21 protein-coding genes, 1 tRNA gene and 3 rRNA genes are annotated in these 25,987 nt (G+C 53.8%); 5 read left to right on the forward strand and 20 right to left on the reverse strand.

Annotated elements, in window-relative coordinates; translation table 11 throughout:
* Positions 1-184 precede the first annotated feature (184 nt).
* From C3F35_RS14120 to rrf (C3F35_RS14135), 4 genes are all read left to right on the forward strand, one after another.
* A 23S ribosomal RNA gene (locus tag C3F35_RS14120) occupies positions 185-3,091 on the forward strand.
* A 92-nt stretch (positions 3,092-3,183) separates the two neighbouring features.
* Positions 3,184-3,299 (forward strand): 5S ribosomal RNA (gene rrf / locus C3F35_RS14125).
* A gap of 14 nt (positions 3,300-3,313) precedes the next feature.
* A tRNA-Thr gene (locus C3F35_RS14130) sits at positions 3,314-3,389 on the forward strand.
* 38 nt (positions 3,390-3,427) lie between these two features.
* A 5S ribosomal RNA gene (gene rrf, locus C3F35_RS14135) occupies positions 3,428-3,543 on the forward strand.
* A gap of 123 nt (positions 3,544-3,666) precedes the next feature.
* On the opposite strand, the gene C3F35_RS14140 is transcribed toward rrf (C3F35_RS14135), so the two are convergent.
* From C3F35_RS14140 to C3F35_RS14170, 7 genes are all read right to left on the reverse strand, one after another.
* Complete coding sequence (locus C3F35_RS14140; RefSeq protein ID WP_032614613.1) at positions 3,667-4,425, reverse strand: amino acid ABC transporter ATP-binding protein; 759 nt, start codon at positions 4,423-4,425, stop codon at positions 3,667-3,669.
* A 7-nt stretch (positions 4,426-4,432) separates the two neighbouring features.
* Positions 4,433-5,536 (reverse strand): amino acid ABC transporter permease, encoded by a 1,104-nt coding sequence (locus C3F35_RS14145; RefSeq protein ID WP_103792767.1) that lies wholly within the window; start codon positions 5,534-5,536, stop codon positions 4,433-4,435.
* A 9-nt stretch (positions 5,537-5,545) separates the two neighbouring features.
* The gene (locus C3F35_RS14150; protein WP_032614609.1) at positions 5,546-6,727 is read right to left on the reverse strand and encodes an amino acid ABC transporter permease; all 1,182 of its coding nucleotides are present in this window, start codon (positions 6,725-6,727) and stop codon (positions 5,546-5,548) included.
* 68 nt (positions 6,728-6,795) lie between these two features.
* Positions 6,796-7,821, reverse strand: a complete 1,026-nt coding sequence (locus tag C3F35_RS14155; RefSeq protein ID WP_059307083.1) for an amino acid ABC transporter substrate-binding protein — start codon at positions 7,819-7,821, stop codon at positions 6,796-6,798.
* 415 nt (positions 7,822-8,236) lie between these two features.
* A complete protein-coding gene (locus tag C3F35_RS14160) occupies positions 8,237-8,458 on the reverse strand; it encodes a lipoprotein (protein ID WP_032614604.1) in 222 nt (73 codons plus the stop codon).
* A gap of 319 nt (positions 8,459-8,777) precedes the next feature.
* Positions 8,778-11,891, reverse strand: coding sequence for an efflux RND transporter permease subunit (locus tag C3F35_RS14165; protein ID WP_103792768.1), 3,114 nt, complete (start codon positions 11,889-11,891; stop codon positions 8,778-8,780).
* Positions 11,892-11,901: 10 nt separating this feature from the next.
* The gene (locus C3F35_RS14170) at positions 11,902-13,041 is read right to left on the reverse strand and encodes an efflux RND transporter periplasmic adaptor subunit (RefSeq protein WP_103792769.1); all 1,140 of its coding nucleotides are present in this window, start codon (positions 13,039-13,041) and stop codon (positions 11,902-11,904) included.
* Positions 13,042-13,435: 394 nt separating this feature from the next.
* On the opposite strand from C3F35_RS14170, the gene envR reads away from it, so the two are divergent.
* Positions 13,436-14,083, forward strand: coding sequence for an acrEF/envCD operon transcriptional regulator (gene envR, locus C3F35_RS14175; RefSeq protein WP_103792770.1), 648 nt, complete (start codon positions 13,436-13,438; stop codon positions 14,081-14,083).
* A 14-nt stretch (positions 14,084-14,097) separates the two neighbouring features.
* Here envR and C3F35_RS14180 read toward each other — a convergent pair whose 3' ends face one another.
* The 13 genes from C3F35_RS14180 to msrP all read right to left on the reverse strand — a co-directional run bounded on the left by C3F35_RS14180 (position 14,098) and on the right by msrP (position 25,980).
* Positions 14,098-16,167 (reverse strand): putative bifunctional diguanylate cyclase/phosphodiesterase, encoded by a 2,070-nt coding sequence (locus C3F35_RS14180; protein ID WP_103792771.1) that lies wholly within the window; start codon positions 16,165-16,167, stop codon positions 14,098-14,100.
* Positions 16,168-16,294: 127 nt separating this feature from the next.
* Positions 16,295-16,459, reverse strand: coding sequence for a DUF2556 family protein (locus tag C3F35_RS14185; protein WP_032614592.1), 165 nt, complete (start codon positions 16,457-16,459; stop codon positions 16,295-16,297).
* A gap of 200 nt (positions 16,460-16,659) precedes the next feature.
* A complete protein-coding gene (gene fis, locus C3F35_RS14190) occupies positions 16,660-16,956 on the reverse strand; it encodes a DNA-binding transcriptional regulator Fis (protein ID WP_000462905.1) in 297 nt (98 codons plus the stop codon).
* 23 nt (positions 16,957-16,979) lie between these two features.
* Positions 16,980-17,945, reverse strand: a complete 966-nt coding sequence (dusB, locus tag C3F35_RS14195; protein ID WP_032614590.1) for a tRNA dihydrouridine synthase DusB — start codon at positions 17,943-17,945, stop codon at positions 16,980-16,982.
* A 329-nt stretch (positions 17,946-18,274) separates the two neighbouring features.
* Positions 18,275-19,015, reverse strand: a complete 741-nt coding sequence (locus C3F35_RS14200; RefSeq protein ID WP_059309065.1) for a carbonic anhydrase — start codon at positions 19,013-19,015, stop codon at positions 18,275-18,277.
* Between the two features lie 137 nt (positions 19,016-19,152).
* Complete coding sequence (prmA, locus tag C3F35_RS14205; RefSeq protein WP_103792772.1) at positions 19,153-20,034, reverse strand: 50S ribosomal protein L11 methyltransferase; 882 nt, start codon at positions 20,032-20,034, stop codon at positions 19,153-19,155.
* An 11-nt stretch (positions 20,035-20,045) separates the two neighbouring features.
* Positions 20,046-21,497: a sodium/pantothenate symporter gene (gene panF / locus C3F35_RS14210; protein ID WP_077226297.1), complete on the reverse strand. Its 1,452-nt coding sequence runs from the start codon at positions 21,495-21,497 to the stop codon at positions 20,046-20,048.
* Positions 21,487-21,732 (reverse strand): YhdT family protein, encoded by a 246-nt coding sequence (locus C3F35_RS14215; RefSeq protein WP_032614584.1) that lies wholly within the window; start codon positions 21,730-21,732, stop codon positions 21,487-21,489. The genes panF and C3F35_RS14215 overlap by 11 nt, the downstream gene beginning before the upstream one ends.
* A gap of 107 nt (positions 21,733-21,839) precedes the next feature.
* Positions 21,840-23,189 carry an acetyl-CoA carboxylase biotin carboxylase subunit gene (gene accC, locus C3F35_RS14220; RefSeq protein WP_032614582.1) on the reverse strand — a complete coding sequence of 450 codons (1,350 nt, stop codon included), beginning with the start codon at positions 23,187-23,189 and terminating at the stop codon, positions 21,840-21,842.
* 10 nt (positions 23,190-23,199) lie between these two features.
* Positions 23,200-23,670: an acetyl-CoA carboxylase biotin carboxyl carrier protein gene (gene accB / locus C3F35_RS14225; protein ID WP_032614580.1), complete on the reverse strand. Its 471-nt coding sequence runs from the start codon at positions 23,668-23,670 to the stop codon at positions 23,200-23,202.
* A gap of 22 nt (positions 23,671-23,692) precedes the next feature.
* Entirely contained in the window at positions 23,693-24,145 is a 453-nt protein-coding gene (gene aroQ, locus C3F35_RS14235; RefSeq protein ID WP_032614579.1) for a type II 3-dehydroquinate dehydratase, read from the reverse strand.
* Between the two features lie 233 nt (positions 24,146-24,378).
* Entirely contained in the window at positions 24,379-24,978 is a 600-nt protein-coding gene (gene msrQ / locus C3F35_RS14245) for a protein-methionine-sulfoxide reductase heme-binding subunit MsrQ (protein ID WP_032614577.1), read from the reverse strand.
* The gene (msrP, locus tag C3F35_RS14250) at positions 24,979-25,980 is read right to left on the reverse strand and encodes a protein-methionine-sulfoxide reductase catalytic subunit MsrP (protein ID WP_032614575.1); all 1,002 of its coding nucleotides are present in this window, start codon (positions 25,978-25,980) and stop codon (positions 24,979-24,981) included. It lies immediately after the preceding gene.
* Positions 25,981-25,987 lie beyond the last annotated feature (7 nt).

The following is a 25,987-nucleotide window of genomic DNA, read 5'->3' on the forward strand; positions in this document are numbered from 1 at the left end:
CGACAACAAGAAAACTTCAGAGTGTACCTGAAAAGGTGCGCTGCGAAGTTTTGCTCTTTAAAAATCTGGATCAAGCTGAAAATTGAAACGACGCACTGTGTCTGTTCTCCGTAATAAGAGCAGATGAAGGTGTGGTCGGGTCTCAGATTTCGCAATCATGAAGTGAAACAGCTTCGGGTTGTGAGGTTAAGCGACCAAGCGTACACGGTGGATGCCTAGGCAGTCAGAGGCGATGAAGGACGTGCTAATCTGCGATAAGCGCCGGTAAGGTGATATGAACCGTTATAACCGGCGATTTCCGAATGGGGAAACCCAGTGTGACTCGTCACACTATCGTTAAGTGAATACATAGCTTAACGAAGCGAACCAGGGGAACTGAAACATCTAAGTACCCTGAGGAAAAGAAATCAACCGAGATTCCCCCAGTAGCGGCGAGCGAACGGGGAGCAGCCCAGAGTCTGAATCAGCATGTGTGTCAGTGGAAGCGTCTGGAAAGTCGCAGGGTACAGGGTGATACTCCCGTACACGAAGATGCATGTGCTGTGAACTCGAAGAGTAGGGCGGGACACGTGGTATCCTGTCTGAATATGGGGGGACCATCCTCCAAGGCTAAATACTCCTGACTGACCGATAGTGAACCAGTACCGTGAGGGAAAGGCGAAAAGAACCCCGGCGAGGGGAGTGAAAAAGAACCTGAAACCGTGTACGTACAAGCAGTGGGAGCACCTTCGTGGTGTGACTGCGTACCTTTTGTATAATGGGTCAGCGACTTATATTCTGTAGCAAGGTTAACCGTATAGGGGAGCCGAAGGGAAACCGAGTCTTAACTGGGCGTTAAGTTGCAGGGTATAGACCCGAAACCCGGTGATCTAGCCATGGGCAGGTTGAAGGTTGGGTAACACTAACTGGAGGACCGAACCGACTAATGTTGAAAAATTAGCGGATGACCTGTGGCTGGGGGTGAAAGGCCAATCAAACCGGGAGATAGCTGGTTCTCCCCGAAAGCTATTTAGGTAGCGCCTCGTGAATTCATCTCCGGGGGTAGAGCACTGTTTCGGCTAGGGGGCCATCCCGGCTTACCAACCCGATGCAAACTGCGAATACCGGAGAATGTTATCACGGGAGACACACGGCGGGTGCTAACGTCCGTCGTGAAGAGGGAAACAACCCAGACCGCCAGCTAAGGTCCCAAAGTCATGGTTAAGTGGGAAACGATGTGGGAAGGCACAGACAGCCAGGATGTTGGCTTAGAAGCAGCCATCATTTAAAGAAAGCGTAATAGCTCACTGGTCGAGTCGGCCTGCGCGGAAGATGTAACGGGGCTAAACCATGCACCGAAGCTGCGGCAGCGACACTTAGGTGTTGTTGGGTAGGGGAGCGTTCTGTAAGCCGTCGAAGGTGACCTGTGAGGGTTGCTGGAGGTATCAGAAGTGCGAATGCTGACATAAGTAACGATAAAGCGGGTGAAAAGCCCGCTCGCCGGAAGACCAAGGGTTCCTGTCCAACGTTAATCGGGGCAGGGTGAGTCGACCCCTAAGGCGAGGCCGAAAGGCGTAGTCGATGGGAAACAGGTTAATATTCCTGTACTCGGTGTTACTGCGAAGGGGGGACGGAGAAGGCTATGTTGGCCGGGCGACGGTTGTCCCGGTTTAAGCATGTAGGCGGAGGTTCCAGGTAAATCCGGTACCTTATTAACGCTGAGGTGTGATGACGAGGCACTACGGTGCTGAAGTAACAAATGCCCTGCTTCCAGGAAAAGCCTCTAAGCATCAGGTAACATCAAATCGTACCCCAAACCGACACAGGTGGTCAGGTAGAGAATACCAAGGCGCTTGAGAGAACTCGGGTGAAGGAACTAGGCAAAATGGTGCCGTAACTTCGGGAGAAGGCACGCTGATATGTAGGTGAAGCCCCTGCGGGTGGAGCTGAAATCAGTCGAAGATACCAGCTGGCTGCAACTGTTTATTAAAAACACAGCACTGTGCAAACACGAAAGTGGACGTATACGGTGTGACGCCTGCCCGGTGCCGGAAGGTTAATTGATGGGGTTAGCGGCAACGCGAAGCTCTTGATCGAAGCCCCGGTAAACGGCGGCCGTAACTATAACGGTCCTAAGGTAGCGAAATTCCTTGTCGGGTAAGTTCCGACCTGCACGAATGGCGTAATGATGGCCAGGCTGTCTCCACCCGAGACTCAGTGAAATTGAAATCGCTGTGAAGATGCAGTGTACCCGCGGCAAGACGGAAAGACCCCGTGAACCTTTACTATAGCTTGACACTGAACACTGGTCCTTGATGTGTAGGATAGGTGGGAGGCTTTGAAGCGTGGACGCCAGTCTGCGTGGAGCCATCCTTGAAATACCACCCTTTAATGGCTGGTGTTCTAACGTGGGCCCGTAATCCGGGTTGCGGACAGTGTCTGGTGGGTAGTTTGACTGGGGCGGTCTCCTCCTAAAGAGTAACGGAGGAGCACGAAGGTTAGCTAATCCTGGTCGGACATCAGGAGGTTAGTGCAATGGCATAAGCTAGCTTGACTGCGAGAGTGACGGCTCGAGCAGGTGCGAAAGCAGGTCATAGTGATCCGGTGGTTCTGTATGGAAGGGCCATCGCTCAACGGATAAAAGGTACTCCGGGGATAACAGGCTGATACCGCCCAAGAGTTCATATCGACGGCGGTGTTTGGCACCTCGATGTCGGCTCATCACATCCTGGGGCTGAAGTAGGTCCCAAGGGTACGGCTGTTCGCCGTTTAAAGTGGTACGCGAGCTGGGTTTAGAACGTCGTGAGACAGTTCGGTCCCTATCTGCCGTGGGCGCTGGAGAATTGAGGGGGGCTGCTCCTAGTACGAGAGGACCGGAGTGGACGCATCACTGGTGTTCGGGTTGTCATGCCAATGGCACTGCCCGGTAGCTAAATGCGGAAAAGATAAGTGCTGAAAGCATCTAAGCACGAAACTTGCCCCGAGATGAGTTCTCCCTGAGCCTTTAAGGCTCCTGAAGGAACGTTGAAGACGACGACGTTGATAGGTCGGGTGTGTAAGCGCAGCGATGCGTTGAGCTAACCGATACTAATGAACCGTGAGGCTTAACCTTACAACGCCGAAGCTGTTTTCGGTGACTGAGACAATTTTCAGCTGAACCAGATTAACCGGGTGGCCCGCGAGGCGGCCCGGAAACAGAATTTGCCTGGCGGCTGTAGCGCGGTGGTCCCACCTGACCCCATGCCGAACTCAGAAGTGAAACGCCGTAGCGCCGATGGTAGTGTGGGGTCTCCCCATGCGAGAGTAGGGAACTGCCAGGCATCAAATTAAGTGTGCTGATATGGCTCAGTTGGTAGAGCGCACCCTTGGTAAGGGTGAGGTCCCCAGTTCGACTCTGGGTATCAGCACCAGTTTTTAGGTTAAAGTTCGGCGCGTAGAAAAGAATTTGTCTGGCGGCTGTAGCGCGGTGGTCCCACCTGACCCCATGCCGAACTCAGAAGTGAAACGCCGTAGCGCCGATGGTAGTGTGGGGTCTCCCCATGCGAGAGTAGGGAACTGCCAGACATCAAATAAGTGAAAAGGCCATCCGTAAGGATGGCCTTTTTGCGTTATGCGTTCCGTAAAACGCGTGGAAAGCGCGCATACCGTAAGCCCGGTAAGCGTAGCGCCACCGGGCAGTGCAAACGATCAGTGAATAACCTGTGACAAGAACGCGCGTGTACGTTCCGATTTAGGGTGAGAGAAGAATTCTTCCGGTGGCGCTTGCTCGACGATCTCCCCGCGATCCATAAAGATGACCCGATCTGCTACGGTTCTGGCAAAACCCATTTCATGCGTCACGCACAGCATCGTCATTCCTGATTCAGCCAGCCCTATCATGGTATCCAGCACTTCTTTCACCATCTCAGGATCCAGGGCGGAGGTAGGTTCATCAAACAGCATAATTTTCGGTTTCATACACAGAGAGCGGGCGATGGCCACGCGCTGCTGCTGTCCTCCCGAGATCTGCCCTGGAAATTTATGTGCGTGTTCTGCGATGCGCACGCGTTCCAGATAGTGCATGGCCAGCGCCTCCGCTTCCTTTTTTGGCATTTTGCGTACCCAGATGGGGGCCAGGGTGCAATTTTGCAGAACGGTCAGGTGGGGGAACAGATTAAAATGCTGGAATACCATACCCACTTCCTGGCGAACACGCTCCACATTACGGATGTCGTCGTTCAGCTCAATACCATCAACAACAATCCGTCCCTGCTGATGCTCTTCCAGATGGTTAATGCAACGGATGGTAGTTGATTTACCCGAGCCTGAAGGGCCGCAAAGGACAATACGTTCCCCTTGTTTTACCTTCAGGTTAATGTCTTTCAGAACGTGAAATTGCCCGTACCACTTATTCACATTATCCAGCGTAATCATCGCGTCAGCGGGGGTCATAGTTATCTGGCTCATAGGTTCCTCAGTGCGGTGTACGCCCGGTGTTAAAGCGCTTTTCCAGATGCTGGCTGTAGCGCGACATGCTAAAACAGAAAATCCAGTAGATAAGCGCAGCAAAAACATAACCTTCTGTCGACATGCCCAGCCACGCCGGGTCGACAGTGGCCTGCTGCACGCTACTGAAGAGATCGAATAAACCAATGATGATCACCAGACTGGTATCTTTGAACAGCGCAATAATGGTGTTCACCAGACCCGGTATCACCAGTTTCAGCGCCTGCGGCAGGATCACTAATCCCTGCGTTTTCCAGTATCCCAGCGCCAGCGATTCGGCGGCTTCATACTGGCCCTTTGGCAGGGCCTGTAACCCGCCGCGTACGACCTCAGCTACATAGGCAGACTGAAACAAAATGACGCCAACCAGGGCGCGGATCAGTTTGTCAATGGTGGTGCCCTCTGCCATAAACAGCGGCAGCATAACCGACGACATAAACAGCACGGTGATCAGCGGTACTCCACGCCAGAACTCAATGAAAATCACCGACAGGATGCGCACGACCGGCATGGTTGAACGGCGTCCCAGCGCCAGCAAAATACCTAATGGTAATGCGCCAGCTATCCCCACCGAGGCGATAATCAGCGTCAGCGTCAGGCCACCCCACTGGCGGGTTTCGACGCGCTCCAGCCCCAGCACACCGCCAAAGAGTAACAACCAGACGATGAGGGGATAGATCACAGCCCAACAGGCGATGTACCGTCCCCGCTGCGGTAATCCTTTCCAGAACATGGGCAAGATAGAAAGCAGCCCCACTAGCAGGGCAAGATTGATGCGCCAGCGCTGGTCGTGCGGGTAAAGCCCATACATGAACTGGCCGAAACGCTGATGAATGAAGACCCAGCAGGCTCCCTCTTTCGTACAATCGGCGCGCGTGGTGCCGACCCAGTTAGCCTGCAAAAACGCCCAATTGAGCAGGGGCGGGATCAGCTCCCACATCAGCCAGAAACAGAGCAGGGTGAGTAAGCTATTACTCCAGCTAGAGAACAGGTTTTTACGTACCCAGATAATAATGCGTCCATTGCCGGTCGTGGCCGGACGCACAGGGTGAGACAAGACGGCTTTTGTCATCATGATTCCTTAGCGTTCAACCAGCGCGATGCGACGGTTATAGATATTCATTAACAGGGAAATGGTCAGGCTGATAATCAGGTAAACCGACATCGTGATGGCGATCGTTTCGATAGCCTGGCCCGTCTGGTTAAGAACGGTGCCGGCAAACAGAGAAACCATATCGGGATAGCCAATCGCGGCCGCAAGGGACGAGTTTTTCACAATGTTCAGATACTGGCTGGTCAGCGGTGGGATGATAACCCGCATGGCCTGGGGAATGATGACCTGACGTAGCGTGACCGGGTTTGGCAGGCCAAGCGAGCGAGCGGCTTCATGCTGGCCGTGAGGAACGGCCTGAATGCCGGCACGAATAATTTCTGCGATAAAGGCTGAGGTATAGATCGAAAGTGCCAGCGTCAGAGCAGCCAGCTCAGGAATTAATACCATACCGCCGCGGAAATTAAACCCCCGCAACTGCGGCACATCCCAGTGCATCGCCGGACCAAAAATGACGTGCGCCAGACCCGACAGGATCACCAGCAAGATCAGCGTTACCGGCCAGGTGCGCCGTAACTGTCCGGTTTTGATCTGATGCATTCGGTTGTAGCGGAACAGCGCGACGGAGACGATCACCACGCACGCCAGAGCCGCCAGCAGCGCCAGCATTCCTTCGGCAATCTGCGGAGACGGGATATACAACCCGCGATTGCTTAAAAAGGCCAGATCGAAGGCATCCACCGCCTGGCGAGGTCCGGGCAGGTTACGCAAAACGGCGAAATACCAGAAGAAGATCTGGAGCAGCGGCGGGATATTACGGAACGTCTCAATATAAAACGTGGAAAGCTTACGCAGCAGCCAGTTATCAGACAGACGTGCAAGGCCCAGGAAAAAGCCCAGCAGAGAAGCAAAAACAATGCATAACCCGGAGACCAGCAGGGTATTCATCAGGCCGACCAGGAATACGCGACCGTAGGTATCTCCTTCGGTGTAATCTATTAAGTGCTGAACGATGCCAAATCCCGCACTACGGTCAAGGAAGGCAAAGCCCGAAGTAATGCCGCGTGTACTCAGGTTGGTAACGGTGTTATGGAACAAGTAGATCGCGACGGCCAGGACAGCGAGAACAGCGAGTATCTGGAAAAGCCAGGCGCGAACCGCAGGATTGGAAAAGGAGAAGGCTCCTTTCAGGGCTAAGCGGCGATGGGACATAAAAAACCTCGGGTAACCATGACTCTGGACTGGGCACCGCACCGGCAGTGCCCGTTACAGCATGCTGCTTAGCGTACTGGCGGCGCGTACTGGATGCCGCCATTGTTCCAGAGATTATTCTGCCCACGGCTGATCTTCAGCGCGCTTTCAGAGCCAACGTTACGCTCGAAAATTTCAGCGTAGTTACCCACCTTTTTAATGATGTTGTATGCCCATTTGTTATCCAGCTTCAGATCCTTGCCGTAATCGCCCTCTTTACCCAGCAGGTGGGCCATATCCGGTGTGGTTGGATTAGCGGCTTTCTCATCGACGTTCTTCGAGTTAACGCCCATCTCTTCTGCGTTAAGCATGGCGAACAGCGTCCAGCGAACAACAGAGTTCCATTCATCATCGCCACGACGCACGACCGGGCCAAGCGGCTCTTTAGAGATCACTTCCGGCAGGACGATCCATTCCGCCGGGTTGCTCAGCTTGATCCGCAGCGCGTACAGTTGGGACTGGTCGGATGCCAGGGTGTCGCAGCGTCCCGATTCCAGTGCTTTGGCAGATTCGTCAGAGCGGTCGAAAGTCACTGGCGTATATTTCATGTTATTGGCTTTAAAATAATCCGCGACGTTCAGTTCAGTATCAGTACCCGCCTGAATACAGACTGTGGCACCATCAAGCTCTTTAGCGCTCTTCAGGCCTGCTTTATTGTGCGTCAGGAAACCAATGCCGTCGTAATAGGTCACGCCGGTAAAGGACATGCCCATACCGGTATCACGTGAGGAGGTCCAGGTGGTATTGCGTGACAGCATATCCACTTCACCAGATTGCAGGGCGGTAAAACGCTCTTTCGCCGTCAGCGGGGTATATTTAACTTTAGTGTCGTCGCCGAATACAGCGGCAGCAACGCCACGGCACACATCGACATCAATACCGGAGAATTTACCGTTGGCATCTGCATAGGAGAACCCTGGCAAACCGTCGCTGATCCCACATTGCACGAATCCTTTCTGCTTAACGGCATCCAGCGTAGCACCCGCCTGGGCCTGGCCGGAGATCGCAAAAAGCACACCTGCAGCGGCGAGGCTGGCCATCATCATCTTTTTCATAATGCATCCTGTGTGTCGAAAATTATCGTTATAGTGAAGCGTTTATAAACGCTTAAACCTGTCTGTGGCTGTGGCCGACGTTAATAAAGCAAACGCGATGCCAGTTTTTGCAATTGACGTAATAAACGATTACGCAACGCGTAAAGCAGAGTGTAGACAGAGATAATTAAATCGAGCGCCCTGAAATGGTGCGAAATTACAACCTGCGCCACAAATCAGAGCAAAAGTTGATTCAGAAACGCAGGAGTGAAAGGATAAATTATGGCGTGAATATTGGAGGCTAACAGGATGTGAATAACATCACGTCGGCAAACTGAAATAAAAATAAAACGGCAAAAAGATGTGAGCAGCGGCAGGATTATTTATTAACCTAAATCGGGAAAGCAAAAGCGCGAACGAATTCGCGCTTTATGGATTACTTAGACACGGCAATGATGCCCAGCGTCAGGCCTGCAACGGCTGCTGCGCCACCTGCTATCGCCCCTGCAGTTTCCCAGTTATCCTGCGTGGTACCCTTCATACAGGTATTAGTATGAACCAGTCGGCCCTGATCATCGTATACCGGTACGCACGGAGAGTCATGCGCGCAACCTGCAAGCAGCGCGGTAAGGAGTGCAACCGAAATGAGTCTTTTCATGGTGTTACCTCAAAATGAAATCTAACTTTGCGATATAGTCAGTCGTGTGTTCCGCAAAGCTGATGCTTATATTACCACCGCTTAAAAATCGCCATAAAGGGTGAATAATCTCAAATTATTTGGATTGTAAAAAAGATGGAGAAATCCTTCTTACTGCAAGCCAATAATGGAGGAATTAGGGAGAGGCATTGATTAAGTACGCAAGCTAAAAATCGCAAGCAAACAATTCATTGGGGTGCTAATTAATAAGATAAATAAATGGATAAGACTAATTTTCTGTTTATTATCATCGATAAAGGCGCCGAAGCGCCTTTATCTATTACTGTTCTTGATGACGCGTAAAGCGTCTGCGTACCACGACAAAGAAGACCGGCACAAAAAAGATGGCCAGCAAGGTTGCCGAAAGCATGCCGCCCATTACCCCGGTACCCACGGCGTTTTGCGCACCACTGCCAGCGCCATGGCTGATGACCAGCGGCATCACGCCAAGAATAAACGCCAGGGAGGTCATCAGGATCGGACGCAGGCGCATCCGGGACGCCTCCAGCGTGGCTTCAACAATGCCTTTCCCGTCTTTCTCCATCAGATCCTTAGCAAATTCGACTATAAGAATCGCGTTCTTTGCTGACAGGCCGATCGTGGTAAGTAGCCCCACCTGGAAATAGACATCATTGTTTAGCCCGCGCAGGGAGGCAGCTAACAAGGCACCGACTACCCCCAACGGCACCACCAGCATCACCGAGAACGGAATCGACCAGCTTTCATACAGCGCTGCCAGACAGAGGAACACCACCACCAGCGAGATGGCGTACAGGGCAGGTGCCTGGTTGCCTGACAGCCGTTCCTGGTAGGACATGCCGGTCCAGTCAAAACCAATACCCGTCGGCAGTTTCGCCGCCAGTTGCTCCATTAAGGCCATTGCTTCACCGGTACTTTTGCCTGGCGCGGCCTCCCCGAGGATCTCCATTGAAGGAGTGCCGTTATAGCGTTCGAGACGCGGTGACCCGTAGATCCAGTGTGACTCGCTGAACGCCGAAAGCGGCACCATTTCACCGTTAGCGCTGCGCACATAAAGGCGATTGATATCCGCGGGCAGCATCCTGAAAGGCGCATCTGCCTGGACATAGACCTTCTTCACCCGACCACGGTCTATGTAATCATTGACGTAGGTGCCCCCCAGGGCGGTGGAGATGGTCTGGTTGATGTCCGACACGCTAACGCCCAGCGCCTGCGCTTTCTCCTGATCGATATCCAGCTTGAACTGCGGGGTATCTTCCAGACCATTAGGCCGCACGCGAACCAGAAGATCGGGATGAGCTTTGATCATGCCCAACAGCTGGTTTCGGGCCTGCGTAAGCTGGTTATGGCCCAGGTTGGCCTGGTCGATAAGCTCAAAATCGAACCCGGTAGCGGTGCCCAGCTCAATAATGGCAGGCAGGTTGAACGGGAACACCAGCCCATCTTTAATCTGGCTGAAGGCCCGGCTTGCCCGGCTGACGATAGCCGCGACGCCGTTGGCGGCGCCAGGGCGTTCCTCCCAGGGCTTAAGGCTGATAAACGCCACCCCGGCATTTTGCCCCTGACCGCTGAAGCTGAAGCCGTTAACGGTAAACACCGACTCCACGTTAGCTTTTTCTTTGGTGAGGTAATAATGCTCAACCTGATCCAGCACCTGCTGGGTACGGGTTTGTGTAGCGCCCGCCGGGAGCTGCACCATGGTCATGAAAACACCCTGGTCTTCTTCCGGCAGGAACGAGGTCGGCAGGCGCAGGAACAGCACCGCCATACCGCCGACAATAAGGACATAGACCACCAGATAGCGGCCGGTCTTGCGCAGAATATGGCTGACGCTATTGCTGTAGTGCGCCACGCTCCTGTCGAACAGCGCATTGAACCAGCCGAAGAATCCGCCTTTAGGCTCATGATGCTCGCCGGGTGATTTGAGCAGAGTGGCGCACAGCGCAGGAGTCAGGATCAGCGCCACCAGTACGGAAAGCGCCATAGCTGAGACAATCGTCAGGGAGAACTGGCGATAAATCGCCCCGGTGGAACCGCCGAAAAAGGCCATCGGGATAAATACTGCCGACAGCACCATGGCAATGCCGACCAGCGCCCCCTGGATCTGCGACATCGATTTTTGTGTTGCCTCTTTTGGCGGTAGCTTTTCCTCTACCATCACGCGCTCGACGTTCTCTACCACCACGATGGCGTCATCCACCAGTAAGCCTATCGCCAGCACCATACCAAACATGGTCAGGGTATTGATGGAGAAGCCAAACGCCGCCAGAACCGCAAAAGTACCCAGCAACACCACCGGCACGGCAATGGTCGGGATCAGCGTGGCGCGCAGGTTTTGCAGGAACAGATACATCACGAGGAAGACGAGGATGATGGCTTCAAACAGCGTCTTCACCACTTCATGGATGGAGATCTTCACAAACGGCGTGGTGTCGTAGGGATAGACCACCTTCAGGCCCTGCGGGAAGAAGGTTTGCAGCTGCGCCAGTTTGCTTTTAATCGCTGCGGCAGTATCCAGCGCGTTGGCACCGGTGGCAAGTTTGATCCCCAGCCCGGTCGCCGCCTGGCCGTTGATTTTGGTCACCATGTTGTAGTTTTCACCGCCAGGCGCAATGCGGGCGACATCTTTCAGATGGACCATTGATCCGTCCTGATTGACCTTCAGGGTGATGTTGCCAAACTCTTCGACGGTTTTCAGGCGCGTCTGGGCGATGATCGAGGCATTGAGCTGCTGGCCCGGCACCGATGGTGTGCCGCCCAGCTGACCTGCGGCAATCTGGTTATTCTGGGTTTTGAGTTGATTGATGACGTCCAGCGGCGTCAGCTGATAGGCATTCAGCTTATTCGCGTCCAGCCAGATACGCATCGCATACTGGGCACCAAAGAGTTGTACATCACCCACCCCGGAGGTGCGGCTAATGGCATCCTTGACGTTAGAGGCAACATAGTCAGAGATATCGTCCTGGCTAAGGTTTTTATTGTCTGAGACAAAGCCAGCCACCAGCAGGAAGCTGCTGCTCGACTTCTCCACGCCGATCCCCTGCTGCTGCACTTCCTGCGGCAGCAGCGGCATCGCCAGCTGTAATTTGTTCTGCACCTGCACCTGCGCAATATCCGGGTCAGTGCCTGACTGGAAGGTCAGGGTAATGGTCACGCTGCCCGACGAATCGCTGGTGGAGGACATATACATCAGGTTATCGATGCCGTTCATGTTCTGTTCGATAACCTGAGTCACCGTATCCTGTACCGTCTGTGCATCGGCACCGGGGTAGGTCGCCGAGATCGCCACGGCAGGCGGGGCAATGGTGGGATACTGGGCGATAGGCAATTTCAGGATCGCCAGCCCGCCCGCAATCATCAAAATAATAGCGAGTACCCACGCAAAAACCGGGCGCTGAATAAAGAAGTTAGCCATGCTCTGTTCCTTACCCTGCTTTTTGCGCAGTGGTATCTGGCGTAGCGACAACCGCGACGCCAGGGCGCACCTTTTGTAGCCCGCTGACAATCACCCGATCGCCTTCCTGCAGGCCCTGGGTGATCAGCCATTGATCGCCAATCGCCTGGGGCGCGACGACGTTTCGCGCTTCGGCCTGATTCTTCGCATTCACTACCATCACGCTGGCCTCACCGCGCGGGGTACGAGTGACCCCTTGCTGCGGCACCAGGATGGCCTGAGGCTGAGTTCCCTCATCAATGCGCGCCCGAACAAACATGCCGGGTAGCAGAATATGTTGCGGGTTAGGGAAGATCGCCCGCAGGGTAATGGAGCCGGTGCTCTCGTCTACGGTGACATCGGAGAATTGCAGCGAACCTTTCAGGGGATAGGGCTGACCATTCTCCATCAGCAACTGTACGCTGCTGGCGTTCTCGCCCGTTTGCAGGCGAGATTGCTTAAGGCGCATAAAATCGTTGCTGGACTGCGTCACATCGACATAAATCGGATCGAGTTGCTGTACCGTAGCCAGCGCCGAGGCCTGGCCATTTGATACCAGCGCCCCCTCGGTGACGCTGGATTTGCCGATGCGCCCGCTGATAGGTGACGTCACTTTGGTATAAGCGAGATTAATGCGCGCGGTCTCGACGGCTGCCCGGGCCGCAATCACCGAAGCATCAGCCTGACGAGCTGTGGCAACCGCCTGGTCGTACTCCTGCTTGCTGACGTAATGGGTGCCCATCAACGGCAAATAGCGTTTCACGGTCAGGTGGGCAATGTTAGCCGCAGCCTGAGCTTTGGCCAGCTCGCCCGAAGCGCTGTCAAACGCGGCCTGATACGTGGCCGGATCGATCTGATACAGCGATTCCCCCGCTTTTACATCGCTACCCTCGGTAAAGTTGCGCTTCAGGACGATGCCACTCACCTGAGGACGAACCTCTGCAACACGATACGCATCGGTGCGGCCCGGCAGTTCGGTGGTGACAACCAGCGGCGCGCTTTTCACGACATGAACCACAACCTGTGGTGAAGGTGGCTGTTGGGCTTGCCCGCTGTGATCATCACAACCCACGAGTAATGCGGCACCGATGATAAAACCGGATAAGGGTAAAAACCTGAAATGAGGCGTCATGGCTATTCCTTCAAAATCATCAATCCGCATTAACCGACAGCGGTTAAGCGTTAAGGAGAGGTAAAGAGAAAACGGCGGGCGCCATAATAAAGAATGGGTGGGTGATTTTTTGATTTATAAGTGCGGAGAAAGAATGGATGAGAGAAAAATTAGCGCTGAACATGATTAAACAACGGAATAGCATTTCTGGCCATGTATTCCTGCGCAATAAGGTTTATGTGTGTACATGTATTTAGTGAATAAAATGATGCTCAAATATCATTGAAATTTATAAATTAAGCGTGTTAACGTTTTTTGTTCAAAATTATTTTTTGCAGTAATGGATAATACCCGGCCTAATCATTATCCCCATTGTTTGATAAATGTAATTAATCCGTTAAAAGAGTGGCTCCCAATGGCACGCAAAACGAAGGCCGAGGCGCAGAGGACACGCCAGTTGTTGATTGAGGCGGCGATAGAACAGTTTGCTGCCCGGGGGGTGGCTTATACCACGCTTACCGATATTGCTGATGCCGCCAACCTGACCCGGGGAGCGATTTACTGGCACTTCAGCAGTAAAGCGGAAATTTTTAACGCCATCTGGCAGGAGCAATGCCCACTCCGTGAAATCATTAACGATCAGTTATCCAAAGTGACAGAACGTGATCCTTTATTTAATTTACGTGAGCAGTTTGTTACCGCTTTACAATATATTGCCAGGGACCACCGCCAGCGCGCACTATTACAGATCCTTTATCACAAATGTGAATTTGAACAGGGCATGGTTTCAGAATATGAAATTCGCAAGAGGATCGGCTTCAGCGATGAAAACGTGCGTCAGATTCTGCAAAATTGCATTGCGGCAGGCAGTATTTCCGCGCAGATCAATATCGACACGACGTTAATTGTTTTTCATGGTTTTTTTTGCGGGCTGATTAAAAACTGGTTAATGAAACCGGAAAGGCTGGACCTGTATCAACAGGCCCCCGCGCTGGTGGATAACATTCTCTCGACCTTACTGGCTGCCCCGGTGCCGGGCCGGTTCTACGACGCCGCCTCATAACGGCATCAGTCCGGTCAGATTTGCTGCGTCAGCAAGGCCTGCGGATCCCGGCTCATGGCGTTGATAGTCTGCGCCGAAACGGGTTTACCCAGCAGAAAACCTTGTAACGTCGTGCATCCGAGTTCGGTCAAAAACGTCTGCTGCTCCTGGGTTTCAACGCCTTCGGCCACCACTTTCAGGTTAAGGGTCTTCGCCAGCGCAATGATGGCTGCAACGATAGTGGCGTCTTCACCCGTGCCGTTGAGATCTTTAACAAACGCCCGATCGATTTTCAGTTCACACGCTGGAAGCTTTTTCAGGTACAGCAGGCTGGAATAGCCGGTACCAAAATCGTCGATGGAGGCCTTTACCCCCGCCTGCGTCAGTTCGGTAAGCACCCGCACGCTCTCATCCGGGTTATTCATGGCCGTCGTTTCAGTCACTTCCAGGATCAGCGTATGGGGCGGAATGCCATGTCGTGCCAGACTACCCATCACCGTATCAACCAGCTGGGGTTGTTCAAACTGCAGCGTGGAGAGGTTCACTGCTATCGACCACTCGGTATGCCCTTCGAGATGCCATACACGGAGCTGGCGGCAGGCCTCATCGATCACCCAGTTGCCAATAGGAATAATCAGCCCGCTCTTTTCCGCCAGCGGCAGGAACTGGTCAGGTGATAACAACCCTTGGGTAGGGTGCTGCCAGCGCAGCAAGGCTTCAAAGCCGACGATAGGGCCAGCCGGGGCCTGAAACTTCGGCTGATAAACCAGATGCAGCTCGTGGCGATCCTGCGCCAGCCACAGATCGTTCATCAGCTGGAGCTGTTTCTGCGCCAGCGTATTCATTGAAGGCTGGAAGAAGTGGTAGCCGTTACGCCCCATATGCTTGGTGTGATACATCGCCGCATCGGCGTTAAACATCAGCTCCCGCTGGTTTTTGCCATCGTGCGGATAGATAGCAATCCCGACGCTTAGGGTAACCACCAGGTCGTAGAGTTCAAAGCTGAAGGGCTGATCGATTACATGCACCAGCGCGCTGGCCAGCGACGGGGTATCGATCTCGGCCAGCAGAACAAACTCGTCACCGCCAATACGGGCGAGGGTGTATTGACCTTTCAACGGCTGCTCAAGGCGTTCCGTGACGGCAATCAGCAGCTTGTCACCGGCGTCGTGCCCGTAGGCATCGTTAACGGCTTTGAAGCCGTCCAGATCCATAAACAGCAGCGCGAATAACTTTCCTTCGCGATCGGCTTTGTTGATCGCCTGATCGAGACGGTCCTCCAGCAGCACACGGTTTGGCAAGCGTGTCAGCGTGTCGTGCAGCGCCAGCTGCGCCAGTTCACGGTTCGCTTCCGCGAGCGACGAGGCCAGAAGGGCGGTGCGAGCCTGTAGCCTGGCGTCAAACATCGAGACCAGCAGCGTAATACCCAGAATGGAGAGCGCAACGACGCTCACCAGCACCGCCAGCCAGCTGCCGTTTACGCCCTGGTGGTGCATATGGGCCTGAACCGGGAACTGCGCGGCCATCATCCCCGTGTAGTGCATGCCAGCAATGGCAACGCCCATCAGCACGGCGGCGCCTGCACGCATCAGCGCAACCTGGGCCGCGTCGCGGCGTAGACGAAACGTGAGCCACAGGGCGGCCAGCGAGGCGAGCAGGGCGATCACTACCGACAGCGCAACCCAGCGCATATCCCATACGATAGCCGGCTCCACCTGCAATGCAGCCATCCCGGTGTAGTGCATCGCGACAATACCGGTACCCAGAATCACGGCACCGGTGAACAGGCGACGCCTGCGAAAATGATCCCGGCTCACCAGCCAAATAGCGAACAGCGAGGCGCCGATGGCAATAAGCATTGAGAGTGCCGTTGGCAGCAGGCTGTAGTTCAGCCGCAGGGTGACATCCATCGCCAGCATGCCGATAAAATGCATAGACCAGATGCCGATGCCCATGGCGATACCGCCACCCGTCAGCCAGACACGTGCCGCGATGCCCGTACTTCCCACTACCCGGCCTGCCATATTCAGGGCGGTGTAGGATGCAAGAATGGCGACAACAAAAGAGATAACCACAAGAAGTTGGTCGTATTGGCTAACCAGCATGATCTCATCAACTCAAACGCAGGGAGGTATTACGTGATACCGGGTGAGACGGGCTGAGACATTATCATCCAACGGAGATGCCTCAAAGGCTTTTAAGTCCGCACATTTTTCGAGGGAAAGTAAGGGCTTAATCCAGATCTGCGCAGTTAATTAGCTTAAGTGGATTTACGGAGTCCATATTACGGCATTTGTCCGTTTCCGTAGACATCAGCTCAATCCACTGCATTAACAGTGCATCAAAAATGAAAACGCTAATCGCGAAGACGACTAACCACCCATACTTACGGATCATTCGGAGTTTCCGGATACAAAGGAAAAGAGTGCAGGAAATATACACGAAAAATAGCGGCTGAGAAGTGGGCAGACCGATGTTTACGTTTCGGTTGTTAGCCGCGTGATGAGGGGAGCAAAACGGGGGAAAAGAGGGCATAAAAAAAGGCGCGTCCCCATGCCGGTTTGCGCCTTTTTATACAAGCATTTAGCTAATCGAAATTAGTTCATGCCGTACTTTTTCAATTTCTTACGCAGCGTACCACGGTTGATACCCATCATCAGGGCAGCACGGGTCTGGTTACCACGGGTGTATTGCATCACCATGTCCAACAGGGGCTGTTCAACTTCAGCCAGTACCAGCTCATACAGGTCGTTAACATCCTGACCATTCAGTTGAGCAAAATAGTTCTTCAGTGCCTGTTTAACCGAGTCACGCAGGGGCTTTTGAGTTACTTGATCCTGAGAGTTAACGGTGGAAACGGTCAGTACGTCAGAATTTACGCGTTGTTCGAACATAGTTCTGTCAGCTCTTTATTTCATTACGCAAGATTTTCGAAGTATGCCTCCAACGCCTCCAGCTGTACGCTGGCATCCTCTATGGCGTTGAATGTGCGCCGAAACTGGTCATTTGGAGCGTGTTCCTGGAGATACCAGGATACGTGTTTACGCGCAATTCGGTACCCTTTTGCCTGGCCGTAGTGGTCATGCAATTCCCGAACGTGCGAACAAAGCAAGCGCTTGACCTCTGCCAGTGGCAGCGGGGCAAGCAGCTCCCCAGTGTCCAGATAATGCTGGATTTCCCGAAAGATCCAGGGTCTTCCCTGAGCCGCACGTCCTATCATCAGAGCATCAGCTCCCGTATAGTCGAGCACAGCTCTGGCTTTAAGCGGGTCAGTAATGTCGCCATTCGCGATAACCGGAATGGAAACTTTCTGCTTAACTGCCCGAATGCTGTCGTATTCAGCTTCGCCGTTGAACAAACAGGCGCGAGTGCGTCCATGTATGGTCAGGGCCTGAATGCCACAGTCTTCGGCCAGTTGGGCAATCTCTACGCAGTTACGGTGATCCGGCGACCAACCCGTGCGAATCTTCAACGTAACAGGAACGTCCACTGCGCTGACAACCGCCGTCAGGATTGACTTCACCTGGTCGGGGTATTGCAGAAGGGCTGAACCTGCAAGCTTGCGATTCACTTTTTTGGCCGGGCACCCCATATTGATATCAATAATCTGGGCACCACTTTCCACGTTAATACGCGCGGCGTCTGCCATCTCTTCAGGTACGCTACCGGCAATTTGCACGGTGCGGATACCCGGTTCATCAACGTGCACCATCCGAAGACGGGATTTATCGCTTTCCCAAACCTGCGGGTTAGACGACATCATCTCGGAAACGGTTAAACCTGCTCCCATCTCATAGCACAGCGTCCTGAAGGGCCGGTCGGTAATACCTGCCATAGGTGCTGCGATCAGGCGATTTCTGAGCTGGTGGTTTCCGATGCGCATGAGTTAAGAAATGACCATACTGTGACTGCAAGGCGGCGTATCTTACGCATTTTTTGCACGAGATGAAAGGCCAAACTTTGAACAATCCTCTGTTGTAGATCAAGGAATCGCAACTCTGACTTTTTAGTGCGGATTATTCACTATTTAAATCATTGTGTTAGTGTTGAATGGATATTTTGTGGGCGCTTACAATTTCCCGTAACTTCTCATCATTTCTGGATAAATGAATCATTTCTCCGGGATAATCTGCTGCTATAAGCAGCAGATTATGGTGCATCTTTGCAATCTGCGTCACATTTCAGCACAGGATATCAGAGCAAAAAATGGGCTTATTCAACAACCAGACGGCCATGAAGGGATTGTACCGGGCGGCTGTTATCGTGATGCATGGTGTGGGTGAATTTTTCCAGCTGTGCGGCAGAGACGGTCAGAGGATGCTTGAGCACTACCCACGTTACCCCTTCTGAGCAAGGTGGCGTGGTCAGAGAGCCGCTAAAGCGCCAGTAGGTTTTATCCGCAGGAAGCAATTTGTTCATATCGAGATTTGGCGTAATCGTGACGTTTTGATCAACCCGATCCGGCATTACGCCCCAAAGTTTATCCAGTTCAGGGTTTGCGGCACCCTGATCAAACATAACAGCAACAACCGTCAGTTCGCCGTCGGCATTTTTGTGGACCAGATGCATTTCCATTGCGTATTTTTTACCGTGCACCGTATTTTCGCTTGGCGCATGGAAATGGAACTGCTGTAACGTCCAGTTTTGGTTATCAAGCGTGATGCTGTCGCGTGTATCCGCCTTTTCACTTGCCTGGATAGTGTGACCGTTGTTCGTCAGGGTGACCGGGCCGTCGATATAGTGTGTTTCCAGCGGAGAGAGGTGGGCCTTAACGGTGGTATCGATGTTGACAGGGGACTGATTCATGCCGCTTTTGCATATCTTGTATGCCTCGTCCAGCTCGCCCCAATGTTCCGGTGCGCCTTCCGCCTGATAACTCCAGTGTGATGCAAAAGCCGAAGTCGAGATCATACCCAGCGCCAACAGCGCTGCCTTGCCTGAAATGTTTTTCATGATATTTATCCGATAGATTTTTATATTCAAATCATTAATTAACATTATGATTTGTGTGGTTATTTTAACGGACAAATAAGAGGGAAGGGAGAAAATTCAGACGAGGAAAGGCGTGGTCAGAGGACCACGCCAAAGGCTTATTTTTTACGGCCAGTGATGCGGCACCACTCTTCTTTCTCGACAATCGGGTCGAGGGCAAAGAGATCGGCATAGGCTTCGCAGACGCTGTCTGCCTGGCTGGCAAGGATACCGGAAAGGCCCAGCAGGCCACCCCCAACCGGTAGTACGCTGATTAATGGCGCCAGCTCGCGTAACGGGCCAGCCAGGATATTCGCGACGACCACATCGGCTTTCATGGCCGCTGGCTGGGCATCCGGCAAATAGAGTTCGAGACGATCGGAAACGCCATTGCGCTCGGCGTTGTCACGGCTGGCCTGAATCGCCTGCGGATCGATGTCGATCCCGATCGCTTTTGCTGCGCCCAACTTCAGGGCGGCGATGGCGAGGATCCCGGATCCGCAGCCAAAGTCGATCACCGTTTTGCCATCCAGATCCAGACCATCCAGCCACTGCAGGCACAGGGAAGTCGTCGGGTGGGTGCCTGTTCCGAATGCCAGGCCCGGATCGAGCATCACGTTAACGGCATTTTCATCCGGCACGTCGCGCCAGCTTGGGCAGATCCACAGACGCTTGCCAAACTGCATCGGATGGAAGTTGTCCATCCACTCGCGTTCCCAGTCTTTGTCTTCCAGCTGTTCGATTTTGTGCGCAAAACCGGCGCCCAGCAGCGGATGATTTTCCAGAATCGCGACCACTTCGGCCATATCAGTTTCGGCATCAAACAGGCCGATGACGTCGGTGTCGCCCCACAGGCGGGTTTCACCCGGCAGCGGTTCAAACACCGGGGTGTCATGCGTGTCCTGGAAGGTGATAGAGACCGCACCGGCCTCCATCAGCGCATCACTCATCTCTTCGGCATTCGCGCCGGTTGTGTTCAGTTTTAATTGGATCCACGGCATGGCAAAACTCTTTATTTATCAGTAGAAATGACGGCAGGTTGCGGGGCGGATTGACCGAAACGGTTTCCCACGACAAACGCCAGTAAACTTAGCAGTAACGAAGGCACAATCGGATGGAAGCCCAGATACTGAATTTTAAACGTGGCGAGAACGGCATACAGCACGCCTCCGACGATCATCGCGCTCAGGGCGCCCGCCGCATTTGCGCGCTCCCAGTACAGGCCAAGCACCAGTGGCCAGAGGAACACCGCTTCCAGACCGCCAAAGGCCAGCAGGTTCAGCCAGATGATCATCTCAGGTGGCTTCCACGCAGCCAGCAGCAGCAATACACCTAACAGCAGAGTAATGACTGCCGACATCCGTTTCAGCAGTCGCTCATTGTTCATCTGCTCAGGACGCATATTGAGATAGAGATCTTTAATGATGGTAGCGGAACTTTGTAGCAGCTGGGCGTTAATTGTCGACATGATCGCAGCCATTGGCGCGGCAAGGAAGATCCCGGCAGCAAACGGCGGCAGGACTTTTACCATCAGGGTGGGGATCACCAGGTCCGGCACGGTTAAGTCCGGGATCACCGCCCGGCCCAGCGCCCCGGCAAGGTGCATGCCGAGCATCAGGATTGCCACGACGATGGTGCCGATGATAATCCCCCGATGCACCGCCTTGCTGTCCTTATAGGAGATGCAGCGCACGGCCGTATGCGGCAGTCCAATCACCCCGAAGCAGACCAGTACCCAGAAGGAGGTCATAAAGGTGGGAGAAAGGATGTCCTCCGCGCCCTGCGGCGAAACCAGCTTCGGATCGATGGTCTGCAGCGTTTCCACTGCATGGGTTAGTCCCCCCGCTGCGTGTACCACGCCCACCAGCAGCACAATGGTGCCAATCAGCATCACCATGCCCTGCATGGTATCGTTGAGCACGCTGGCGCGAAATCCGCCAAATGCGGTGTAGAGCGCAATACTGATACCAAAAATCAGCAACCCGGTTTCGTAAGGGATCCCGGCGGCGGTTTCAAGCAGGCGCGCGCCACCGATAAACTGCACGGTCATGGCGCCGATAAAGGCCACCAGCAGGCTCAGGCTGGCCAGCCAGACCAGCAGGCGGCTCTGATAGCGGGCAAACAGCATGTCGTTAAGCGTTACGGCGTTGTAGCGGCGCGCGAGAATCGCAAATTTTTTCCCCAGAATACCCAGCGAGAGCCAGATGGCAGGAAGCTGGATCATCGCCAGCAGCACCCAGCCCAGTCCGTATTTATAGGCCGCACCCGGGCCGCCAATAAAGGAGCTGGCGCTGATATAGGTGGCGGTCAGGGTCATCGCCAGCACAATACCGCCCATCGAGCGGCTGCCGAGGAAATACTCATTCAGGAAAGTGCCCGTCGTCCTTTTGCGCATGGCATAAACGGACAGGCCAAAAACAACAAACAGATACGCGACGAGCGGCAGGATCACTTCAAGCTGCATTATCGTCATCCTCCAGCGGAATATCGCGATAGATAAATTTCACCATCGCCCAACAGAGCAGAATAAACACCAGCGGGAGCAGCAGGCAGGCCATCTCAAACCAGTGCGGCAGACCGGTAATGCCAATGGCAGAATCAGGTATGTAAGCAGTTACTAACCATGCGGCGAGATAGATAAGGGTTAACCACAGCGCCCAGCGCGCTTCTTTGTGGGCCTGAACAAAACGTTTGTCCATTTTTTGTCCCTTGTGGAAAAGAAAGCGGGGATTGTACCTTATGGGGCTTCGCAATCCCCAGAAATAATAAAGGCCGGATTAACCGGCCTTTTGCTGCTTATAAATGCTTATTTTTCATGAAGACCGAGTTTCTTCTCGAGATAGTGGATGTTGGTGCCACCATGCTGGAAGTTCTCGTCGCTCATAATACGCATCTGCAGATCAACGTTGGTTTTGATGCCGTCGATGATCAGCTCCTGCAGGGCGTTCTTCATGCGGGCAATCGCCACGTCACGGGATTCGCCGTAGCAGATCAGCTTGCCGATCATGGAGTCATAGTACGGCGGTACGGTGTAACCGGCGTAAATATGGGACTCCCAGCGCACACCAAAGCCACCCGGCGCGTGGAAACGCGTGATTTTACCCGGGCTTGGCAGGAAGGTGTTCGGGTCTTCGGCGTTGATACGGCATTCCACCGCATGGCCTTTAACCACAACTTCATCCTGCTTGATGGACAGCGGTTGACCCGCTGCGATACGCAGCTGCTCTTTGATCAGGTCAACACCGGTAATCATCTCGGTCACCGGGTGTTCAACCTGAATACGGGTGTTCATTTCAATGAAGTAGAACTCGCCGTTTTCGAACAGGAACTCAAAAGTACCCGCCCCGCGATAGCCGATATCGACACAGGCTTTCGCGCAACGCTCGCCGATGTAGCGACGCAGTTCCGGGGTGATACCCGGTGCTGGTGCTTCTTCGACCACTTTCTGGTGACGACGCTGCATGGAGCAGTCACGTTCTGCCAGATAGATAGCGTTACCCTGACCGTCAGCCAGCACCTGAATTTCGATGTGGCGTGGGTTTTCCAGGTATTTTTCCATGTACACCATGTCGTTGCTGAAAGCAGCTTTCGCTTCAGCTTTGGTCATGGAGATGGATTGAGCCAGTTCAGTGTCGCTGCGCACAACGCGCATACCGCGACCGCCGCCGCCGCCGGACGCTTTGATGATAACCGGGTAGCCGATGCGTTTCGCATGAGCACGGTTAGCATCCATGTCGTCGGTCAGAGGGCCGTCGGAGCCAGGAACGGTTGGAACACCGGCTTTCTTCATTGCGGTGATTGCAGACACTTTGTCGCCCATCAGGCGGATAGTGTCAGCTTTCGGGCCGATGAAGATAAAGCCAGAACGTTCTACCTGTTCAGCAAAGTTGGCGTTCTCAGAGAGGAAGCCATAACCCGGGTGAATGGCCACCGCGCCAGTGATCTCAGCGGCGCTGATGATAGCCGGGATATTCAGATAGCTTTTTACGGACGGAGCCGGGCCGATACAGACCGTCTCATCCGCCAGTAATACGTGTTTCAGATCGCGGTCCGCGCTTGAGTGCACAGCGACAGTCTTGATGCCCAACTCTTTACAGGCACGAAGAATACGCAGTGCGATCTCGCCGCGGTTGGCGATAACAATTTTATCCAGCATGTTCGCCTCGTTACTCGATGACGACCAGCGGCTCGTCAAATTCAACCGGCTGACCACTTTCGACCAGAATCGCTTTCACAGTACCTGACTTGTCAGCTTCGATCTGGTTCATCATTTTCATGGCTTCAACGATGCACAGGGTATCGCCCGCGTTAACTTTCTGGCCCACTTCGATGAACGCTTTAGCGTCCGGGCTCGGGGTGCGGTAGAAAGTACCAACCATTGGGGAACGTACGATGTGACCACTGATTTCCGCTGCTGCTGGCGCTTCCATTGCTGGAGCAGCCGCCGGAGCGACAGCGTTAGACAGAGCTGGCTGCTGCATCATTGGTGCAGCATAAGCTTGTTGCATAACCGGGAAGCCTGCGTTTGGCGCGGCACGGCTGATGCGTACAGACTCTTCGCCTTCAGAAATTTCCAGTTCGGAGATGCCTGATTCTTCAACCAGCTCGATCAGTTTTTTAATCTTACGAATATCCATGAGTGGGTTCCGTACTCTTTGTTTAGTGTGATTGTGACAGGCGTTTTACCGCTGTCTGTAAAGCGAATGAATAACCGTCAGCCCCCAGTCCACAGATGACGCCAGTGGCGATATCCGACAGGTAGGAGTGGTGGCGGAACGGTTCCCGCGCATGCACGTTGCTGAGGTGGATCTCGATAAACGGGATACTCACGGCCAGCAGCGCGTCGCGAATAGCAACACTGGTGTGCGTAAACGCGGCCGGATTAATCAGGATATAGTCTGTTGTGTCTTTAGCCTGATGAATGCGGTCGATGAGTGCGTACTCCGCGTTTGACTGAAAATGGTCAAGTTCCACATTAAGTGCCGCCGCTTCGTTACCCAATTGGTTAACAATATCGGTCAACGTCAGCGTGCCGTACTTCTCTGGTTCACGGGTGCCGAGCATATTCAGGTTCGGTCCGTTCAAAACTAAGATGTGAAACTTGTCAGCCATTGTGCCGCTATCTCCTGCGATTCTCCGGTAAAAAACAAAATATACCTTCGATGCGCGATTGTCACCCTTTCCGGCTCTGAAAAACCCGTCGGGGAAACCGAAGTCGCACATTATAACGATTTCGTAGCATTTGGCAGCTAAATACTGGTCTTATCAGGGAAGATTATCAACAGCATTCGGATAAATACTCAGGAAGGGTGAGCGATCTGTGGAGATTCGCCCACTTTCGTCCGTTATCGCCACCACTGGCGAAACTTCTTATAACGCCATGCCAGAAGCACTATGGCCAGCACAGCATAGATGATCGGCTGCGGCGAGAGAATTTTCACTGACCAAAGGTAGTGGATGGGAGCGAGGATCGCGACCAGATAGACAAAATTATGCAGAAGTTGCCAGCGCCTTCCCAGTTTTCGCTGGGCGTATTGGGTGGAGGTGAGGGTCAACGCCAGTAAAATCACCCAACTGATAATCCCCAGGGTTAAGTAAGGCCGGGTAATCAGTTCGCTCCCCAGCAGGGCCAGATTGTTAATGCCCAGCTCCAGGAACGCATAGCTGGTGAGATGCAGCGTTGCCCAGGCAAAACACCATAGCCCAAGCAGGCGGCGGGTACGGATCAATAAAGGCTGTTTTGCGTAGCGCGCTAGCGGCGAAACCAGCAGCGTCGCCAGTAAAAATTTCAGCGCGGTGCGCCCGGTGAAGTGCTGAATATCTTTTGCCGGATCGGCACTCAGGCCGCCGTGGTTGATGGCCCAGAACAGCCATATAAATGGAAGCAGCCCCGCAAGATGCAGGGCGACTTTCAGCCAGGTAATCTGTTTTGCCGTCAGACGCACTTAGAAAAACTCCCGTAAGTCGAGGCCGCGATAGAGTGATGCGACCTGGTCAGCATAGCCGTTAAACAGCAGCGTAGGCTGGCGTTTGACGTCCAGTGCGCCGCCCGAGCCAATAAACCGCTCGCTCGCCTGCGACCAGCGGGGATGATCGACGTGCGGGTTCACGTTGGCGTAAAAACCGTACTCATCCGGGGCCGCAAGGTTCCAGGTAGTGGGCGGGCGTTCACGGGTCAGCTTGATGCTGACGATCGATTTAATGCCCTTAAAGCCATATTTCCACGGCACGGTGAGGCGGATAGGCGCGCCGTTTTGCGGCGGCAGGGCTTTGCCGTAAACACCAACGGTCATCAGCGTCAGCGGGTGCATGGCTTCATCAATACGCAATCCTTCTACGTACGGGTAATCCAGGCCACCGCCAATAAACCGGTCTTTCTGGCCGGGCATGATCTCCGGGGCGTAAAGGGTCTGGAAGGCGACATACTTCGCGTTGCTGGTGGGTTCCACCATCGCCAGCAGCTTATGCAACGGAAAACCAATCCACGGCACCACCATCGACCAGGCCTCAACGCAGCGCATGCGGTAGATTCGTTCCTCCAGCGGGAAGCGGGTGGTCAAATCGTTGTAATCGAGAGTCAGAGGTTTCGCCACTTCGCCGTCGATTTTCAGCGTCCAGGGATCGGTCTTCAGGCTGCCCGCGTTGGCCGCAGGATCGGCTTTATCCAGGCCGAACTCGTAGAAGTTGTTATAACCTGTCACTTTCTCTTCGGGGGTTTTGGCAAGCGTGCTCTGCCACTGGGCGGGTTGGGTAAAGTTAAGCGGTTTCCCGGAAGGCGCTTTTGGGCGATCGTTGCCCTTAAACCAGTCCAGCAGGTCGGCCTGGGCGAGGGGGGAGAGCGTCAGCGCACCGGCACCGATCCCCAGCATTTTCAGGATCTGGCGTCGCTTAAGCATAAAAACGGATTCCGCGGTGATATCGGCTTCCGTCAGGGGTTTCACTTTCATGGCTTCC

The organism is Leclercia sp. LSNIH3 (assembly GCF_002935105.1).
Classification (GTDB): domain Bacteria; phylum Pseudomonadota; class Gammaproteobacteria; order Enterobacterales; family Enterobacteriaceae; genus Enterobacter; species Enterobacter adecarboxylatus.

Bases quoted from the DNA above. Each gene is read 5' to 3' on its own strand.
- C3F35_RS14200 (WP_059309065.1), bottom strand. From the start codon at position 19,015: ATGAAAAACATTTCAGGCAAGGCAGCGCTGTTGGCGCTGGGTATGATC.
- C3F35_RS14170 (WP_103792769.1), bottom strand. From the start codon at position 13,041: ATGACGCCTCATTTCAGGTTTTTACCCTTATCCGGTTTTATCATCGGT.
- envR (WP_103792770.1), top strand. From the start codon at position 13,436: ATGGCACGCAAAACGAAGGCCGAGGCGCAGAGGACACGCCAGTTGTTG.
- fis (WP_000462905.1), bottom strand. From the start codon at position 16,956: ATGTTCGAACAACGCGTAAATTCTGACGTACTGACCGTTTCCACCGTT.
- prmA (WP_103792772.1), bottom strand. From the start codon at position 20,034: ATGCCGTGGATCCAATTAAAACTGAACACAACCGGCGCGAATGCCGAA.
- accC (WP_032614582.1), bottom strand. From the start codon at position 23,189: ATGCTGGATAAAATTGTTATCGCCAACCGCGGCGAGATCGCACTGCGT.
- C3F35_RS14150 (WP_032614609.1), bottom strand. From the start codon at position 6,727: ATGTCCCATCGCCGCTTAGCCCTGAAAGGAGCCTTCTCCTTTTCCAAT.
- C3F35_RS14155 (WP_059307083.1), bottom strand. From the start codon at position 7,821: ATGAAAAAGATGATGATGGCCAGCCTCGCCGCTGCAGGTGTGCTTTTT.
- dusB (WP_032614590.1), bottom strand. From the start codon at position 17,945: ATGCGCATCGGAAACCACCAGCTCAGAAATCGCCTGATCGCAGCACCT.
- C3F35_RS14165 (WP_103792768.1), bottom strand. From the start codon at position 11,891: ATGGCTAACTTCTTTATTCAGCGCCCGGTTTTTGCGTGGGTACTCGCT.
- msrP (WP_032614575.1), bottom strand. From the start codon at position 25,980: ATGAAAGTGAAACCCCTGACGGAAGCCGATATCACCGCGGAATCCGTT.
- C3F35_RS14160 (WP_032614604.1), bottom strand. From the start codon at position 8,458: ATGAAAAGACTCATTTCGGTTGCACTCCTTACCGCGCTGCTTGCAGGT.
- C3F35_RS14140 (WP_032614613.1), bottom strand. From the start codon at position 4,425: ATGAGCCAGATAACTATGACCCCCGCTGACGCGATGATTACGCTGGAT.
- accB (WP_032614580.1), bottom strand. From the start codon at position 23,670: ATGGATATTCGTAAGATTAAAAAACTGATCGAGCTGGTTGAAGAATCA.
- C3F35_RS14215 (WP_032614584.1), bottom strand. From the start codon at position 21,732: ATGGACAAACGTTTTGTTCAGGCCCACAAAGAAGCGCGCTGGGCGCTG.
- C3F35_RS14145 (WP_103792767.1), bottom strand. From the start codon at position 5,536: ATGACAAAAGCCGTCTTGTCTCACCCTGTGCGTCCGGCCACGACCGGC.
- panF (WP_077226297.1), bottom strand. From the start codon at position 21,497: ATGCAGCTTGAAGTGATCCTGCCGCTCGTCGCGTATCTGTTTGTTGTT.
- aroQ (WP_032614579.1), bottom strand. From the start codon at position 24,145: ATGGCTGACAAGTTTCACATCTTAGTTTTGAACGGACCGAACCTGAAT.
- C3F35_RS14180 (WP_103792771.1), bottom strand. From the start codon at position 16,167: ATGCTGGTTAGCCAATACGACCAACTTCTTGTGGTTATCTCTTTTGTT.
- C3F35_RS14185 (WP_032614592.1), bottom strand. From the start codon at position 16,459: ATGATCCGTAAGTATGGGTGGTTAGTCGTCTTCGCGATTAGCGTTTTC.